This is a genomic window from Peribacillus sedimenti (assembly GCF_046237635.1).
GTDB classification, from domain to species: Bacteria; Bacillota; Bacilli; order Bacillales; family DSM-1321; genus Peribacillus; species Peribacillus sedimenti.
In genome coordinates this window covers 5034912-5050605 of sequence record NZ_CP143547.1, presented here as the reverse complement: position 1 = coordinate 5050605, position 15694 = coordinate 5034912, and the positions used below count along the sequence as shown (strand labels likewise).

General features: G+C 39.0%; 16 protein-coding genes. 15 read left to right on the top strand and 1 reads right to left on the bottom strand.

All coding sequences use genetic code 11. The features are described 5' to 3' along the window. Positions 1-44: 44 nt before the first annotated feature. The 3 genes from galU (at position 45) to V1500_RS24555 (ending at position 1892) form a co-directional block, all read left to right on the top strand. A complete protein-coding gene (galU, locus tag V1500_RS24565) occupies positions 45-944 on the top strand; it encodes a UTP--glucose-1-phosphate uridylyltransferase GalU (protein ID WP_409303464.1) in 900 nt (299 codons plus the stop codon). A gap of 31 nt (positions 945-975) precedes the next feature. Continuing rightward, positions 976-1467: a VanZ family protein gene (locus V1500_RS24560; protein ID WP_409303462.1), complete on the top strand. Its 492-nt coding sequence runs from the start codon at positions 976-978 to the stop codon at positions 1465-1467. 110 nt (positions 1468-1577) lie between these two features. After that, positions 1578-1892 carry a helix-turn-helix domain-containing protein gene (locus V1500_RS24555; protein WP_409303460.1) on the top strand — a complete coding sequence of 105 codons (315 nt, stop codon included), beginning with the start codon at positions 1578-1580 and terminating at the stop codon, positions 1890-1892. 170 nt (positions 1893-2062) lie between these two features. Here V1500_RS24555 and V1500_RS24550 read toward each other — a convergent pair whose 3' ends face one another. After that, positions 2063-2980: an aldo/keto reductase family oxidoreductase gene (locus V1500_RS24550; RefSeq protein ID WP_409303459.1), complete on the bottom strand. Its 918-nt coding sequence runs from the start codon at positions 2978-2980 to the stop codon at positions 2063-2065. Between the two features lie 387 nt (positions 2981-3367). On the opposite strand from V1500_RS24550, the gene V1500_RS24545 reads away from it, so the two are divergent. From V1500_RS24545 to V1500_RS24490, 12 genes are all read left to right on the top strand, one after another. Then, the gene (locus tag V1500_RS24545; RefSeq protein WP_409303457.1) at positions 3368-4468 is read left to right on the top strand and encodes an acyltransferase family protein; all 1101 of its coding nucleotides are present in this window, start codon (positions 3368-3370) and stop codon (positions 4466-4468) included. 622 nt (positions 4469-5090) lie between these two features. Then, the gene (locus V1500_RS24540) at positions 5091-8384 is read left to right on the top strand and encodes a glycosyltransferase (protein ID WP_409303456.1); all 3294 of its coding nucleotides are present in this window, start codon (positions 5091-5093) and stop codon (positions 8382-8384) included. A gap of 60 nt (positions 8385-8444) precedes the next feature. Further along, a complete protein-coding gene (locus V1500_RS24535) occupies positions 8445-9602 on the top strand; it encodes a glycosyl hydrolase family 18 protein (protein WP_409303454.1) in 1158 nt (385 codons plus the stop codon). 272 nt (positions 9603-9874) lie between these two features. Beyond that, complete coding sequence (locus V1500_RS24530) at positions 9875-11338, top strand: S8 family peptidase (protein ID WP_409303453.1); 1464 nt, start codon at positions 9875-9877, stop codon at positions 11336-11338. 408 nt (positions 11339-11746) lie between these two features. After that, the gene (gvpA, locus tag V1500_RS24525; RefSeq protein ID WP_409303451.1) at positions 11747-12007 is read left to right on the top strand and encodes a gas vesicle structural protein GvpA; all 261 of its coding nucleotides are present in this window, start codon (positions 11747-11749) and stop codon (positions 12005-12007) included. Positions 12008-12043: 36 nt separating this feature from the next. Then, complete coding sequence (gene gvpT, locus V1500_RS24520) at positions 12044-12598, top strand: GvpT/GvpP family gas vesicle accessory protein (RefSeq protein ID WP_409303449.1); 555 nt, start codon at positions 12044-12046, stop codon at positions 12596-12598. A gap of 33 nt (positions 12599-12631) precedes the next feature. Further along, a complete protein-coding gene (gene gvpQ / locus V1500_RS24515) occupies positions 12632-13096 on the top strand; it encodes a gas vesicle protein GvpQ (protein WP_409303447.1) in 465 nt (154 codons plus the stop codon). A 26-nt stretch (positions 13097-13122) separates the two neighbouring features. Beyond that, complete coding sequence (gene gvpJ / locus V1500_RS24510; protein WP_409303445.1) at positions 13123-13383, top strand: gas vesicle protein GvpJ; 261 nt, start codon at positions 13123-13125, stop codon at positions 13381-13383. Between the two features lie 56 nt (positions 13384-13439). Then, positions 13440-13706 (top strand): gas vesicle protein GvpO, encoded by a 267-nt coding sequence (gvpO, locus tag V1500_RS24505; RefSeq protein ID WP_409303443.1) that lies wholly within the window; start codon positions 13440-13442, stop codon positions 13704-13706. A 23-nt stretch (positions 13707-13729) separates the two neighbouring features. Continuing rightward, on the top strand, positions 13730-14644 hold the full coding sequence (gvpN, locus tag V1500_RS24500) for a gas vesicle protein GvpN (protein ID WP_409303441.1): 915 nt from the start codon (positions 13730-13732) through the stop codon (positions 14642-14644). Between the two features lie 21 nt (positions 14645-14665). Next, positions 14666-15433: a GvpL/GvpF family gas vesicle protein gene (locus tag V1500_RS24495; RefSeq protein WP_409303439.1), complete on the top strand. Its 768-nt coding sequence runs from the start codon at positions 14666-14668 to the stop codon at positions 15431-15433. Beyond that, positions 15433-15687 (top strand): gas vesicle protein GvpG, encoded by a 255-nt coding sequence (locus V1500_RS24490; RefSeq protein WP_409303437.1) that lies wholly within the window; start codon positions 15433-15435, stop codon positions 15685-15687. The genes V1500_RS24495 and V1500_RS24490 overlap by 1 nt, the downstream gene beginning before the upstream one ends. Positions 15688-15694 lie beyond the last annotated feature (7 nt).

Below are 15694 nucleotides of genomic sequence, written 5' to 3'. Positions count from 1 at the left end.
CTGTAATGTTTTAGGTGTGTTCATCAATAAAAAGGAGGAGTAATATGTACAGAGTAAAAAAAGCAATTATTCCGGCTGCAGGCCTCGGAACAAGGTTTTTGCCAGCCACTAAGGCAATACCAAAGGAAATGCTGCCAATAATAGATAAGCCAACTATACAATATATAGTAGAAGAAGCCGTTGCCTCTGGTATAGATGACATCATTATTGTCACCGGTAAAGGAAAGCGTGCCATTGAAGACCATTTTGATTTTGCGTGGGAGCTGGAGCATAATTTGTTTGAAAAAGGAAAGTTGGATTTGTTGGACAAAGTGCGACACTCATCCAATCTTGCAAACATCCACTACATAAGACAAAATGAACCGAAGGGGCTAGGGCATGCAGTATGGTGTGCTCGGCAGTTCATTGGTAATGAACCATTTGCAGTGCTATTAGGAGATGATATAGTCGAAAGTGAAACACCTTGCTTAAGACAATTGATTACCCAGTTTGAGCAAACTCAATCGTCCATAATTGGTGTACAACGGGTAGCTGAAGAAGATACCAACAGATATGGAATTGTCGATCCAGGAGCTCCCAATGGAAATCTATACCAAGTAAATCAGCTTGTAGAGAAGCCAAAACTGGGTACTGCGCCATCTAACCTGGCCATATTAGGAAGATATATTCTAACACCCGAAATATTCACATTCCTAGAAAAACAGGAAGCCGGAGCAGGAGGAGAAATTCAACTAACGGATGCCATCCAAAAATTAAATCAAATACAGCAGGTTTTTGCCTATGAATTCGAAGGAGTTCGGTATGATGTAGGAGAAACAATTGGCTTTGTAAAGACAACTGTAGAATTTGCATTGAAAAATGAAAAAATTAAAGAAGAAATATTGAACTATTTAAAAAAAGTTATTGCCACTGCAGAAAAATGTATGATAAAGACGATTCAATAGCTATCTAATTAATGCAGACTGAAGAGATGTGGTGAATAAAATTAGCAAAAAACACAAAAGCTATGATGAAAGCCGCGGCCTCAAATATTTTCAAAATGTATTAGTCATACTTTGGGGAATGCTTTTAAGTATTTTTATCTTCGTAGAAAATCTAGAATCATTATTTTTGACAAAAAAACCCGATTTTACCTGGAATAAATCACCTGATTTTTCATCTTTTTTTAACTTTTATGATATTACATTAATCCATCCATGGTGGTTTATGGTGAAGGGCGGCCATTTTTTAGGGTTTGCTATCCTAAAGCTTTTGCTATATGTAAAATCAAAAAATTTAATTGTCGCGACCATTATTTCCATCTTGTTTGCTGGTTTTACAGAAATCTTGCAACTTTTTTTCGGTAGGGATGGCCGCCTCTACGACGTAGTAATTGATTCAATGGGGATTTTAATAGCTTTACTGCTAGTAAAGGTATATCATTCGATCGGCTTAACAACAAGAAAAACCCTTAGTCAAAATAAATAAGGGAACGGCGAAATAATATGCTACATTTTACGACTACTGTTCTTAATAAAGATTAACTCGTTCTTTATTTTTTTACAAGGAGGGAATGGATAATTTCTGGGAGGGACTATATGTTAGGTACATATATTCGAAGGTTAAGAAAAGGCAAGAATATCACTCTTTCACAATTAGCTAAAAAGACAAATATATCAAAGTCTTATTTAAGTAATATTGAACGGAATATCCAAACTAATCCGACAATTGGAATTTTAGTAAAATTAGCTATTGCACTTGATGCAGATATACAAAGTCTAATTAATGCAAATAATCATAGTTCTTATTTAAAGACAAAAAGATATGAATCACTTGAAATAAACCACGAGTTATTAGAGAAGGTAAAAATTGTTATTGAAAGTGGAAGAAGAAAAGTGGAAAAATCAGAATAAGTTTGAAAGGTATATAAAATACGCCGCATATATCCCTAATATAGAATAAACAAGATATTTCAAAGTTTCTGGAGAAAATAATACAAGAGGCACAAATGTGCCTCTTATATTTATTGTCTTTCTACATGTTAATTAGCCAAAGAAGTAATATTCCCCCACGAAACTTTATCCTATGGAAGAACATTGCCTGCCGCACGATAGATACTATACCATTCTTCACGGGTAAGATGGATTTCACTAGCCTTTATGCAATGCTTTAATCGATCCTCATTCATTGTCCCAATAACCGGCTGCATTTTTGCAGGATGGCGCAAAAGCCAGGCAATCGCAACGGTTGTGTTACTTACTTCGTATTTTTCTGCGATCTCGTCAATTTTCTGATTCAGTTCTGGAAACTTTTCGCTTCCAAGGAATACTCCTTCAAAAAATCCATATTGAAAAGGTGACCATGGCTGAATGGTAATATCATTCAGACGGCAATAATCAAGCACACTGCCGTCACGGTCAACGGCAGATTCGTTTTCCATGTTAACATTAAATCCATTCGATATCATCGTGGAGTTGGTAATACTCAATTGCAGCTGGTTTGCAACAAGTGGCTGCTTCACGTATTTCTTTAGCAGTTCAATCTGCATAGGTTTCTGGTTGGAAACACCAAAATGCCTTACTTTTCCTGAATTGTAAAGGATGTCGAAAGCTTCTGCTACCTCTTCCGGTTCTACCAGTGCATCCGGGCGGTGCAGCAGGAGAACATCCAGGTAATTGGTTTTAAGGCGCTTTAAAATACCGTCTACTGACTGTAGGATGTGTTCTTTTGAAAAGTCAAACATCCCTTGGCGAATACCGCACTTGGATTGAAGGATCATTTTCTCACGAATTTGCGCGTTCATGTTAATTGCATCTGCAAAAATTTCTTCACAAGCTCCTTTGCCATATATGTCCGCATGATCAAAGAAGTTTGCGCCTTCTTCCAGGGCTGTGTGGATAAAGCGTTCCGCCTCATTCTTATTGAGAGAGTTAATGCGCATACAGCCCACAGCAATGACAGGGACATCCAATATGCTGTTACCGAGTTTCATCGTTCTCATGTTTACTTCCTCCTATCCTTACTATCACGTTCATTTACTTTTAAAGGCATTCATAGATCTGTGTTTGAAAAGAGTTGTGTGTACAGCTTCAAAAATATACTTCTATTTTGACATATTGACAAATCCCACTCAATGCTCAAGCACCCAAAATTGTAAATAGAATAAATTGATCTTCCATCTTTTCATTCCGGTAACAGACTCCCGCTTAAACTGAAGTAATTATGGAAAAATTTATAAAAAAACAAAAAGTGCTTTATTAAGAACGATATTGTGCTTTATAATATGAATCAATACTATGAGTAAATGAGGGGAACGATTGCTGTGATCTAGCGTTAAAAAAGGGATTCTTGGCAGGAACTGAATATAAAAAATAAGGAGATAAGTTCAATGAGAAAAAAACTCATACTAATACAACTTTCACGGGCACTTGTCCCAGTTTTAGTAATGCTATTCCATGTTGCTGAGAATGTGAAAGGGTACTGGGATTATAATTTGTTAGGGCTAACATATCTTCCGATATCAGGTGGGGTAAATTATTTTTTTGCATTATCTGGTTTTATGCTTTATTACATTTATCAAAATAAATTCCATCGATCTTACGAATTAAAGGACTTTTTGCTTAATCGATTTATCCGCGTCTATCCATTGTATTGGGTACTTACTTTAATAGCGATACCAGTTCTTTTTCTTTTTCCTTACTTAGGGGTAGGCAATAAATTGACAGATGATATTATTATGCATTCACTGCTGCTTCTTCCTGATCCCAGTGGGGTTGAACCGGTACTCGATGTAGCATGGTCGCTAGTCCATACTGTCTATTTTTATATTATTTTTTCATTATTGTTCCTATCGAAAGTAATTTCAAGGCTTGGCATAACTATTTGGACATTGGTTTCCATAGCCTTTGTATCTGGATATGTTTGGTCGGAACACTATATTGTGTTTTTCTTATTCAACCAGTACAATTTAATATTCCTTGCCGGGATTCTATGCGCTTATATTGTGACTAAATATCAATTCAACATCAAATTGTCAGTGTTAATTGCAGTAATTGGTTTTTTAGGATTTCCATTAACCTGGCTTAATTATATTTATAAAGTGATTTCTATAAATTTCGATATCAGTACAGGGTTATCCTCCGTCTTAATTATTTTCGGATTAGCCTCTATTGACAGACAAGCCGATATTCAAATTCCAAAACTGCTCAATTATCTGGGAAATGCTTCTTTTGCTATTTATCTGGCACACAATTTAATTTTGAATACTCTTTCTGAAGTATTCAGCAGACTTGACTTATATGAATTACTAGGTGGTGGAGTAGGTACGAGCCTTCTTCTTCTGCTTCTTATTACGTTCTTTGGATGTCTTGTACATTCTTTTATAGAGAAGCCGCTAATAAAGATGTTTAAAAATCGTTTATTTAAGAGAAGTGCTGATGAAAAGCCCCCTAGGGTCAATCCAGCATCCAATATCAGCATCAGCCGTTAATGAATCTTGGAAGATCTGCTTCCGGGGGAAAGTGGAATCAGGTCTTTTTTCTTTTCTTCTTGCGCTTATCTAATTCTTCTCTCACCATTTGTTTTTCCCATTCAGGATAATCATGTTCCAAGATCCATTGAAGCTGATGATAATCCATTATAGGAAGTAAAAATCGGAAAAAAATTTTTCTAAGATTATACGAAAACACGGCGGTTCATTCTCCTTAATGTGAGGCGTAGTAAGTATTCTTCAGTTAGTATTGGGAAGAACTCATTTTAAAAAATATCCTGGCATATAACTCGAATAGCATGATGGATGAAATGGGAGCTGGCACTTTTAAATGCATATAATAGCTTTTCAAGTCCGTTGCCAAGGAAAACCGGCATAGTTGAATGTCATCCTTATATATTATCTATTACACTATAACTTTTATAAAAAACGTTTGGGTAATTGTGCCTATTTTTCTTTACACGCGAAAAATTCTCCCTTATAATTACCTTGTTCTTAAAAAAGCACAAATACAACTTTATATCGTATTAACAGAAAATGAAGTATTACTGAAAAAACTAGGCCAGTGAGATAAGTTCAGCTAAATTGTTCGTTATTCAGAACAAACAAGGAGTGGTAGAGAGTGTCAGTAGGACCGAAGAAACAACAGGATAGATACTTTATATTTCAGGATAACTCTGGAAAGCGGTGGACCAAGGTTTGGATTTTTTCTTTAGCTGGATTTATTTTTCTTGCAGTTGTTTTTTCTGTTATAGGCGTGAGCCTTTTTAAAAATCCTGAACTTTCTCCATTGGAATTGGAGGAAACTCAGAAACTTCAACCGGTCAATGAATCCATATCAAATACCGTGAAAAAAACTGCCATGCTGGTACTGGATAAGCATAAGGAGCAATTTAAAATCCCCAAAAGCGAGATATATGGATTTCATGAATCAGATGATCCACTCAGCAAAGAATCATTCCTTTACAATATTGACAACCTTGGTGTTTTGATACCGGACTGGTATTACCTGGAGTCTGAAGCTGTTTTTAAAAAGAAAACAGAAAAGAAATTGGAAAGGTATGCTGAAAAAAACAATGTAAAGATCATGCCCCGTCTTCAAGTAAAAGAAGGGACAGATGAAGTCATCATACATAGGCTGCTGCGCTCCCCTGAATTCCAAACCTCCATGATCGAAAAATTGCTCCAGCAGGTAAAAACAGATCGATATGCTGGGCTTAACATTGACTTCGTCCGAATACGGGAAGAAGATAAAGTGCATTTCACAAGTTTTATATCAGATTTATACAGGTCGTTTCATAAGCAAAACCTTCAAGTTACTTTAACTGTTTCTCCATATGAAAAAGGGTATGATTATGCTGCACTTTCTAAAGTAACAGATCGTATGATCGTCCAAGTGCTGGATGAACATAGTGAAATGACTAAACCGGGTCCAGTTGCATCGGTCGGCTGGACGCACCGGACATTGAGTAAATTATCGATTCCGCAAGAAAAGCTAATTATTAGTTTGGGAAATATGGGGTATGACTGGAAAGTAAATAGCGGGGAGCCGGCACAACCAGCTACGATATCAAAAATAATGGAAACAGCAGCAGCTTCAAACCTAAAAACACAATGGGATGTGGCAAGCCGGAATCCTTATTTGAGATACAAAGAGGGAAACGATGAACATATATTATGGTTTTTGGATGCCGCTACATCATACAATCAGTTAAAAATAGCGATGGAACAGGGTATTAAAGGAGTGGCTGTCCAGCGGCTCGGTTATGAAGATCCAGGATTATGGAAATTTATAAATGATACTTCTAAAATGGAAACAAATGTAACGATGCTCAAATCTGTAGATAATCCGGTACCCGTACACAATGAAGGAAATGGAGAGTTCATTAAGATTAAGTCGGTTGCTCAAAAAGGGGTTAGATCAATCGATCTAGATGAGAATGGTTTAATTAGCTATGAGAATTACGAAAAATACCCACTTCCGTTTGTTGTTAAAAAATATGGAGAATCTGAAGCAAAAGAAGTTGTCCTATCTTTTGATGATGGGCCAAACCCCGCGGTAACACCTAAAATTCTTGATATTTTAAGTGAAAAACAGGTTCCTGCCACATTTTTTGTATTAGGAAAACAGGCAGCACTTTATCCCAATATTATCGAACGCATCAATAGAGAGGGTCATGAGATTGGGAGCCATACCTTCAGTCATGCAAATATAAAAACGGATAGTGCCCGAGCTTTACAAGCGGAAATGAATTCTACACAGCGGCTGATCCAGCAGATTACAGGCCGCTCAACAACTCTTTTTCGGCCGCCTTATACGATTGATGCCGAATATGAAGAAACTAAAGATTTAACTCCTATCCTTAATGTTCAAAAAATGGGCTATACAATGGTTGGTTCTTATATTGATACAAGGGATTGGGAAACGGAATCCAGCAAGACAATAGTCGATCGGGCATTACAGAATCTTTCAAATGGGAATATCATCCTCCTCCATGATTCGGGAGGGGACCGCTCGGCAACCATTGAAGCACTGCCAAAAATTATTGATACCCTTAGAGCAAAGGGCTATACATTCGTAACGACAGCCCATTTGGTTAATAAAAGCAAGGCGGAGGTTATGCCTAAGGTAGAGGAAAGGTCAAATGCATATATGGTTTTCTACTCCATTGCTGATAAGCTTTTTATCGCGGCAACAAAATTATGCTTGATCTTTTTCACAGTCGGTATCATTTTGGGGATTATTCGAATGCTGTTTATGATTTTCTTTAGTGCTAAGCATAGGACAAAACAGCGCAAAAAAAGGATGAACCCCGATTTCACACCTGCAGTAAGTGTGATTATACCAGCCTATAATGAAGAAAAGGTCATAGAAAAAACAATTCAATCCATCTTAAAAAGCGATTACAGTAATTTAGAAATCATTGTAGTGGATGATGGTTCTACTGATGACACTGCCAAGGCGGTTAGAGAGGCAATAAACAAATTTGAAGTAAATAAGGTGCGTTTGATTGTAAAGCAGAATGGAGGAAAATCTTCGGCGCTTAATGCAGGAGTACATCAATCCAACGGTGAGATTATTATTATATTGGATGCTGATACCTCTATTGCATCAAATGCCATCTCTTTGCTGGTCAATCATTTTGATAATGAAAAGGTGGCAGCGGTATCCGGAAATGTCAGAATCGGTAACATTCGCAATTTACTGACCTTGTGGCAGCATGTGGAATATGTCTTGGGAGCAAACCTGGAAAAGCGGTCATTCCATGAGCTGAATTGTATAACAGTAGTACCAGGAGCGATCGGTGCATGGAAAAAGAGTGCCATTATCGGCGCAGGCTATTTTGAAGATGACACTTTGGCTGAAGATACCGATATGACCCTAAAAATACTGCGTGAAGGCCACTCCATTGCTTTTGAACCTAATGCATATGCCTATACGGAGGCTCCTGAAGATCTGGGCAGTTTCATAAAACAGCGTTTCCGGTGGTCATATGGAATTTTACAATGTTTATGGAAACATAAACGAGCCATGTTTAACCCAAAACAAAAAGCACTGGGCTTTATAGGATTGCCAAACATGTTGTCTCAATATTTTTTACAGGCATTGTCACCAGTGGCTGATATATTCTTCATTGTCGGGTTGTTTGGTGATACACCAAAAATCCTTACTTTTTACCTGGTGTTTCTATTAGTGGACGTTTTAGCGGCATTCTACGCATTCAGACTTGAGAAAGTGAACGCAAAGCCACTTTTATTACTGTTTGTCCAACGATTTATCTACCGTTTGCTCTTGACATATACAATCGTGAAGTCCATTACATTTGCAATACGCGGAGTTTTAATTGGCTGGAACAAGCTGAAACGCTCCGGAAATGTACAGCTTCCTTCAGCAAAACTTGAAAAAGGGGCTTAAACAAGAAATTCCATAATGGGTGCCTATAGCTGGCACCCATTTAGGAGATGAAGGATCATAATGAACAATCCCAAGATTAACTTGCTGGTCATATCTCTCATTTTACTAATGCTAGTGTTAGTAGTGTTGAAATTTACCCCAGTGGAGGAGACTGCCTTGATTCAGCCAAATTCGGAGACCGGTCAATCCTCAAAAAAACAGAAACCTAAAAAATTCATCATGTCGTATGTTTACAATGATGTTATGGAAACTGACCCTAATGGCTATTATAGCAAGAGTGTCCAAAATACAAATGGGGCACTCGATGAAATATCTCCGCCTTATTTTACTTTGAATGAAGATGGGTCTTTGCAGGTTTCCCATACATTAAGCAAGGATTTCATAAGAGAAATGCATGAAAAATCAATCAAGGTTGTTCCTTTTATTTCAGATAACTGGAATGAAGAGAAGGCTAGAGCAGCCTTGGAAAATAGAGAGAAACTAATTTCTCAAATTGCAAAGGCCATTGAGGATTATAATCTGGATGGGATAAATGTTGATATTGAACATATCACAGAAAGGGACCGCGACGATTATACTTCCTTTGTGAAATTATTGCGGGAAAAGCTTCCAGACAAAAAACGGATTTCAGTAGCTGTCGCCGCAAACCCAAATCAATGGTCTACCGGGTGGCAGGGTTCTTATGATAATTATGAACTGGCTAAATATAGTGACTATCTTATGTTAATGGCATATGATGAGCATTCTCTCGACCAAGGAAAATCAGGGCCAGTAGCCAGTCTGCCATTTGTAGAAAAATCGGTCCAGTCCCTAATGGCACAGGATGTCCCGCCTGAAAAGATTGTCCTGGGAATTCCATTTTACGGACGGATTTGGAAGGATGACGGGACGATTAATGGATTGGATGTTTCCCTTAAGATTGCTGATCATCTGGCAGATAAATACGAAACAGACATTGCCTATAATAAAAAAAGTCATTCTCCCAAAGCCTCGTTTACAATTACAAAAAATGATGATCTTGCCAAGCTGGAAAAGTGGGGACAAACCCTAACGCCTGGAGATTATATTTTGTGGTATGAAAATGAGAAATCTATTAAAGAAAAATTGGCTTTGGTCCAAAAATATGGATTGAAAGGTACGGGTATTTGGAGTTTAGGCCAGGAGTTACCAGATACTTGGAAATACTATGAAAAATGGTTAAATAAAGCATATAATTAACTATTTATAGATTCTTTATAAGGCTGAATATACATGGAGCTAGCGAGCTAGCGTTGTATATTCAGTTTTTTTATGCCATTTTATATAGTTGTGCTATGTTTCTAGCGGCTGCCGGTTACCATTTTCCAAAATTCGATAATAATCAGTATGGGTGAGTAGAATTTCAAGGGAATTTGACGAGCAAATGAAAAAGGCAATATCAGGTTTTTAGCCAATATGTATATATACGATGCAACTTGTGTCGTAAATACATATTTTATAGGAGGAAAAGGATGAAAAGGTCACTGGCAATCATTTTTAGTATGGTTTTAGTATTTAGTTTGCTGCCGACTGTATATGGCGCCGCGCCTACTGCTAAAGAAAACTATTATTCCGTGTTATTCACTACAGAAAGCATCCCTAAGGATTTTGAACAGCAGGTGAAAAGCCTTGGAGGAAAAATTGCTTATTCTGTACCTGAGATTGGTTTTGTGCAGGTTAAGGCACCAGCCACTGCATTTACAAAGCTAAAAGGGTTTGCTGGCGTAAGTGCGGCAAGTCCTTCAATAACTTGGGATCTTCCAAAATCGCAAAGAATAGAAGAGGGTGTGAAGACCACAACGACAACAAAGGGAAAAAAGGATACAGCAACAACCACTGCTGCTGCTTCACTTTGGGGAAAACAATGGGACATCAAACGAATAACGAATAATGGTGAAAGTTATAAGCTTGGTACCGGTTCACATGATGTCGTTGTTGGAATCATAGATACCGGCATTGATCGCGATCATCCGGACTTGGTTAAGAACTTGCTGCCAGGTTCTAAAAATTTCGTGCCACCAGGGGGCTTCCGTGATACAGAAGCAAACGAAACTGGCGATCCAAATAAATTTGACGATGTTCATGGCCATGGCAGCCATGTGGCAGGATCTATCGCAGGAAAAGGGGCGATGCTTGGAGTAGCTCCTGATACTGGAATCCGTTCCTACCGTGTCTTCGGTACTAGTTCCGCTGAATCTGCTTGGATATTTGAAGCGATGATTGCTGCAGCTGATGACGGTGTCGATGTTTTATCCATGAGTTTAGGCGGGTTTGATGTGATCGGCCAAATCTTCTCTGTTGATCCTGCAACTGGAGAGAAAACAAATCTTGGCAGTGATATAGCCGACTTTAAAGCCTACAAGCGTGTCGTTAATTACGTAACCAAAAAAGGTTCTTTAATCGTCGCCGCTGCAGGAAATGATGGAATAAATGCCACAAACAAAAGTGGGGTTACTGATTTCCTGAACAAGGAATATGGGGGAGATGGACTGTATTTCGTTGGTGCGGGATTTGAAGTGCCTGGTACACTGCCTGGTGTAATATCAGTGTCAGCAACAGGCCCAAAGGACGTATTGGCAAACTACTCTAATTATGGTCCAGGATTCATTGATATAGCTGCTGTTGGAGGTGACGCAAGGTTATATGATCGATATGCGTCAGAGGGCAGATTCAGTGAATATTTAGCACAGCGCTTATTCGAAACAGAATTCAATTTGAGTGCAAGTGAAGACGGCGGATGGTATTGGTCAATCGGTACCTCCATGGCTACACCTAAGGTATCGGCAACTGCAGCACTATTAATTGATAAATATGGAAAAATGTCGCCGGATAAGCTTGAGGACCTCCTATACAAAAAGGGAGTAGATCCTGTAACAGGGACAGAGCAAGCTTATTTTGGAAACGGTAACCTGAATGCATATAATGCGCTTAGATGATTAATAGACGGCCTGGGTACATCATGTATCCAGGTTTTTTGAATGTTTTCTACAATTACTTTCTACGGCTAAAGTATCGGCGGCTGAATTAATATATTAAAATAATTTAATTAAAAGGATTATTGAGTTTTCTAGTTAATAAAACCTTACTTCAGGACATGGCTGACATATTCTTTTTTATTTTTACAAAACTCACTAATTCTTTGTGAATATTGGCGGAAAATGGAGATTTATCTGGTATATGGAATTTTGTAAACTGTTACCTTTTTGTTTAAAAAATGGTTCCTATGGATTACAACTCCTCGTTTATACCGAAGTATAAGAAGGTATTAAAATACTATTCATAGAAAACAATTTGCACCCTAGAAACCTTTCATTTCCAAAAATATGTAAGAGGAGGAAAAGCAAATGAGCGTTCAAAAAAGTACAGACAGCTCGAGCCTTGCAGAAGTTATTGATAGGATCCTGGACAAAGGGATTGTGATTGATGCATTTGTAAGGGTATCTCTGGTTGGTATTGAAATCCTTACTGTCGAAGCCCGAGTGGTAATTGCCAGTGTGGATACATGGCTGCGCTATGCTGAGGCCGTTGGATTGTTGAGAGATGGGGTGGAGGAGCAAGGATTTCTCAACAGGAACGAAACACAGAACCGGCAATTGAGTTTTTAACTTAATCAAAATTCCATAAAGAAATGAGGGAATCCAATGCAAACGCAAGAAGTTAAGGATACTCAAGAGAAAAATAACAATCAGGAAGAAAACAAGAATCAAGACCAAGAAGCCATTAATAATCGGTCAGAAAACGAAAACCAGGGAGCCGATACCAATCAGGATGCTTACCAGCAACAACAAGACAACACACAAACGGACGAAAGAAAGTCTCATTACTCACTCAATCTTGCCATTCTGGGCGGGATAGTAGGAGCGGGTATTGGATTGCTCGCCAACCCGGAAACAAGTAAGAAAGTCGTCAAAAATTTAGGAGACTCTGAACTTATTAAGGTTGCGGGACAAGAATTCAGAAAAACGGCGCAGGAGCTCCTGGCAGGCCAGGCACAAAACAGCATTAAACAACTGGCTTCGGGTTATCTCAGCAAGATTGAAGAGGGTTTGCTGTCTCCAAAGAAGGACAAAGGCGGCTCCAATAATTCAGACCAGGAAAGTCAACAGTACGAAGCCATTAAGCAAGAAAACAAAAATCTAAATGATCGGCTTCAAAAGATAGAAAAAATGCTGAATGAACTGGTGGAATCAAAATAATGCACATCTATCTACCCTAAAGGGGGTGACATAGTGGGCAAGCCCTTAAAAAAAGCAGTAGGCAAGATTGCGAAAAGTGCGATTGAACATGCACCAGAACCTGTAAAAGAAAAAGTAAAAGAAGTTGTAGTGGAAAAAGCGAAGGAAAAAATAGTAGACCATATCCAGGACAAGGCGCATGAATTCACAGACAGACTGGAGGATGCCAGAGAAGAGTTCGCTGGCAAGGTGGAGGATAAAGCAGCAGAAGCAAAAGAAAAAACCCAGAACGTTCTCCTTTCAGCCCGAGAGAAGCTGGGAAATGTGGTTGAAGCAGGAGAAGAATTTCAAAAGAAACTTTCTTCATCAAACAAAGAGGATGACCGAAAAGTCAAAGGTGTCAAACATATCAAGGGCGTTACCCATATAAAGACGTCCAAGGATATTAAGGGTGCAACAGGGATAAAAAGGGCAGAAAACATTAAATCGTCAAATGACATTAAGACAATAGGCTCTTAAATGGGCGATGAAAGGAGAATGTGAGAATGGCAGTTCAAAAAAGCACAGACAGTTCAAGCCTGGCAGAGGTAATTGACCGCATTCTGGACAAAGGGATAGTCATCGATGCGTTTGTAAGGGTCTCAGTAGTCGGAATTGAAATCCTTACCGTAGAAGCAAGGGTGGTTATTGCGAGTGTCGATACATGGCTGCGCTATGCAGAGGCTGTAGGATTACTTTCTGATCGTGTGGAAGAAAACGGGCTCCCAGCACAATCGAATGAACGAAATGCCCGCTTTAGTATTTAGTAGCAACGCCAGGGTTGTACATACCCTGGCATGCATTGCGTTAGCAGGAGGCCGAAATGGAGATTAAAAGAATAATAGCCAATGTCACTGATTTTTTTAATGAGTTTGTAGCACCGGTCCATAAGATCACGTCCGTCGAACCAGTCGATAACAATGGCTGGAAGCTGAGTGTGGAAGTGATTGAGGAAAAGGAGTATATGAAGAAGTATGCAAAGGATGAAATGATTGGCGTTTATGAAGTGTATCTAAACGAGGACAAGGAAGTCACATCCTACAAAAGGAGGGAAATCCGTTACCGGAGTTCCATTAACTATGAAGCGTAAAAGCGGGAGCAGGAGGAAACATAGTGACGGTCTTAAAAAAGCAAATTAACAAAAACTCAAGGGCCTTGGTTGAAGATGAAAAAACAGAAGAGTTACTTTCCCGCGCATTGACATATTTGAAAGCTGGATATCCAGTTCATTTTACAGGGCCCTCCGGAGCAGGTAAAACCACGCTAGCTCTCGCACTGGCAAAAAGAAGAAAGAGGCCCGTCATGCTTATACACGGCAATCATGAACTGAACAATAAAGATTTGATTGGCGACTTTACCGGATATACAAGCAAGCAGGTTGTCGATAACTATATTCGTTCTGTTTATAAAAAAGATGAAAGTGTAACCGAGACATGGAGGGATGGGCGTTTACTCGAGGCAGTAAAGAATGGATATACCCTCGTCTACGATGAATTCACCCGTTCCAAGCCCACCACTAACAATATCTTTTTATCCATCTTAGAAGAAGGAATCCTTCCTTTATACGGTACAAAAATGACTGAGCCCTTCTTGCGTGTTCATCCCGATTTTGTCGTCATTTTCACCAGCAATCCTGAAGAATATGCGGGCGTCTATCAAACACAGGATGCATTGCTAGATAGACTGATTACCCTATTTATCGATCATAAAGATCAGGACCGTGAAGCGGAGATTGTTTCCGAAAAAGCCAATATTAATAGGAATGAAGCCAAAGTTATTACCGCTGTTGTAGCCGAATTGCGAAGGCAATGCAAAGATGATGGAGGTCCAAGCCTCAGGGCTTCATTAATGATTGCAAGATTGGCCGCACAAGAAAATATTCCAATAGAGGGTTCTGATCCAGCGTTTCAGCGGTTGTGCATGGACATATTAGGGCATCAAGTCAGCCTTTCCATAGATGCTGAGGGTTCTATGAATAAAGCAGAAACGCTGATTCAAAACACCTGTAAAAATATGAAGGTTAACTGAGTAGTGAAAAGGAGAATTACTATGAGCCAAGAAGAGCAAATGGGTATTTATATCTTTTGCGGAATCCAAACAGAAACGGATGAAAACTACGGTGAGATAGAAATAGAGGGACAAACAAAAGACTTGTTCGCCATCCGTTATAAAGATGCAGCCATCATTGCGGCGGAGGTTCCGATGAAGATCTATCATCCCAATAAAGATAATTTGATGATGCACCAAAACGCTGTTTCAATGGTGATGAAGCAAAATGACACAGTCATACCTGTCAGTTTCGGCAATGTATTTCAATCTAAAGAAGATGTTGGCATATTGCTGGAAAATCTATATCCGCAGTTTGAGAGGCTGTTCCCCGAAATTAAGGGAAAGGTTGAACTTGGATTAAAAGTGATCGGCAAGAGGGAGTGGCTGGAATCCCAAGTCAATCAGAATTCCAACATGGAGAGAATGGCAAAGGCGGTTCAAGGAAAATCAGAGGCAGCGAGCTACTATGAAAGAATTCAAATAGGCGGGGCTGCACAAAAATTGATTGTCTCCTTGCAAAAGGAAGTAGAACAGGGAGTGTTCACGCCTCTGAAAGAGCTGGCTGTAGCTTCGAAAATCAATGATCCCATTGGCGAGAAAATGCTCTTAAATGCCGCCTTCCTTGTGGATCGGGACAAGGAAGCAGAGTTTGACCAAAGAGTAAATGAGATACACGAGACTTGGGCGGATAAGGTCGAGTTCAACTACAGCGGCCCATGGCCAGCATATAACTTTATCAATATCAAATTAAAAGTCGAGGACTCCTGATGCTGCATAAACTGGTTTCTGCTCCTATTAATCTAGTAATTAAAATTGCAGAAAAGGTTAAAGAAGAGGCAGATAAAGAGTTATATGACCTTTCCACCATCCAGCAAAAGCTGATTCAGCTGCAAATGATGTATGAGCTGGGCGAGATTCCCGAGGAAGCATATAAAGCCAAGGAAGAAGAACTGATCATAAGATATGAAATGGCAAAACGAATGGAAATGGAACAATGGGAACAGATGACAAAGAAGAAATGAGGGCAGT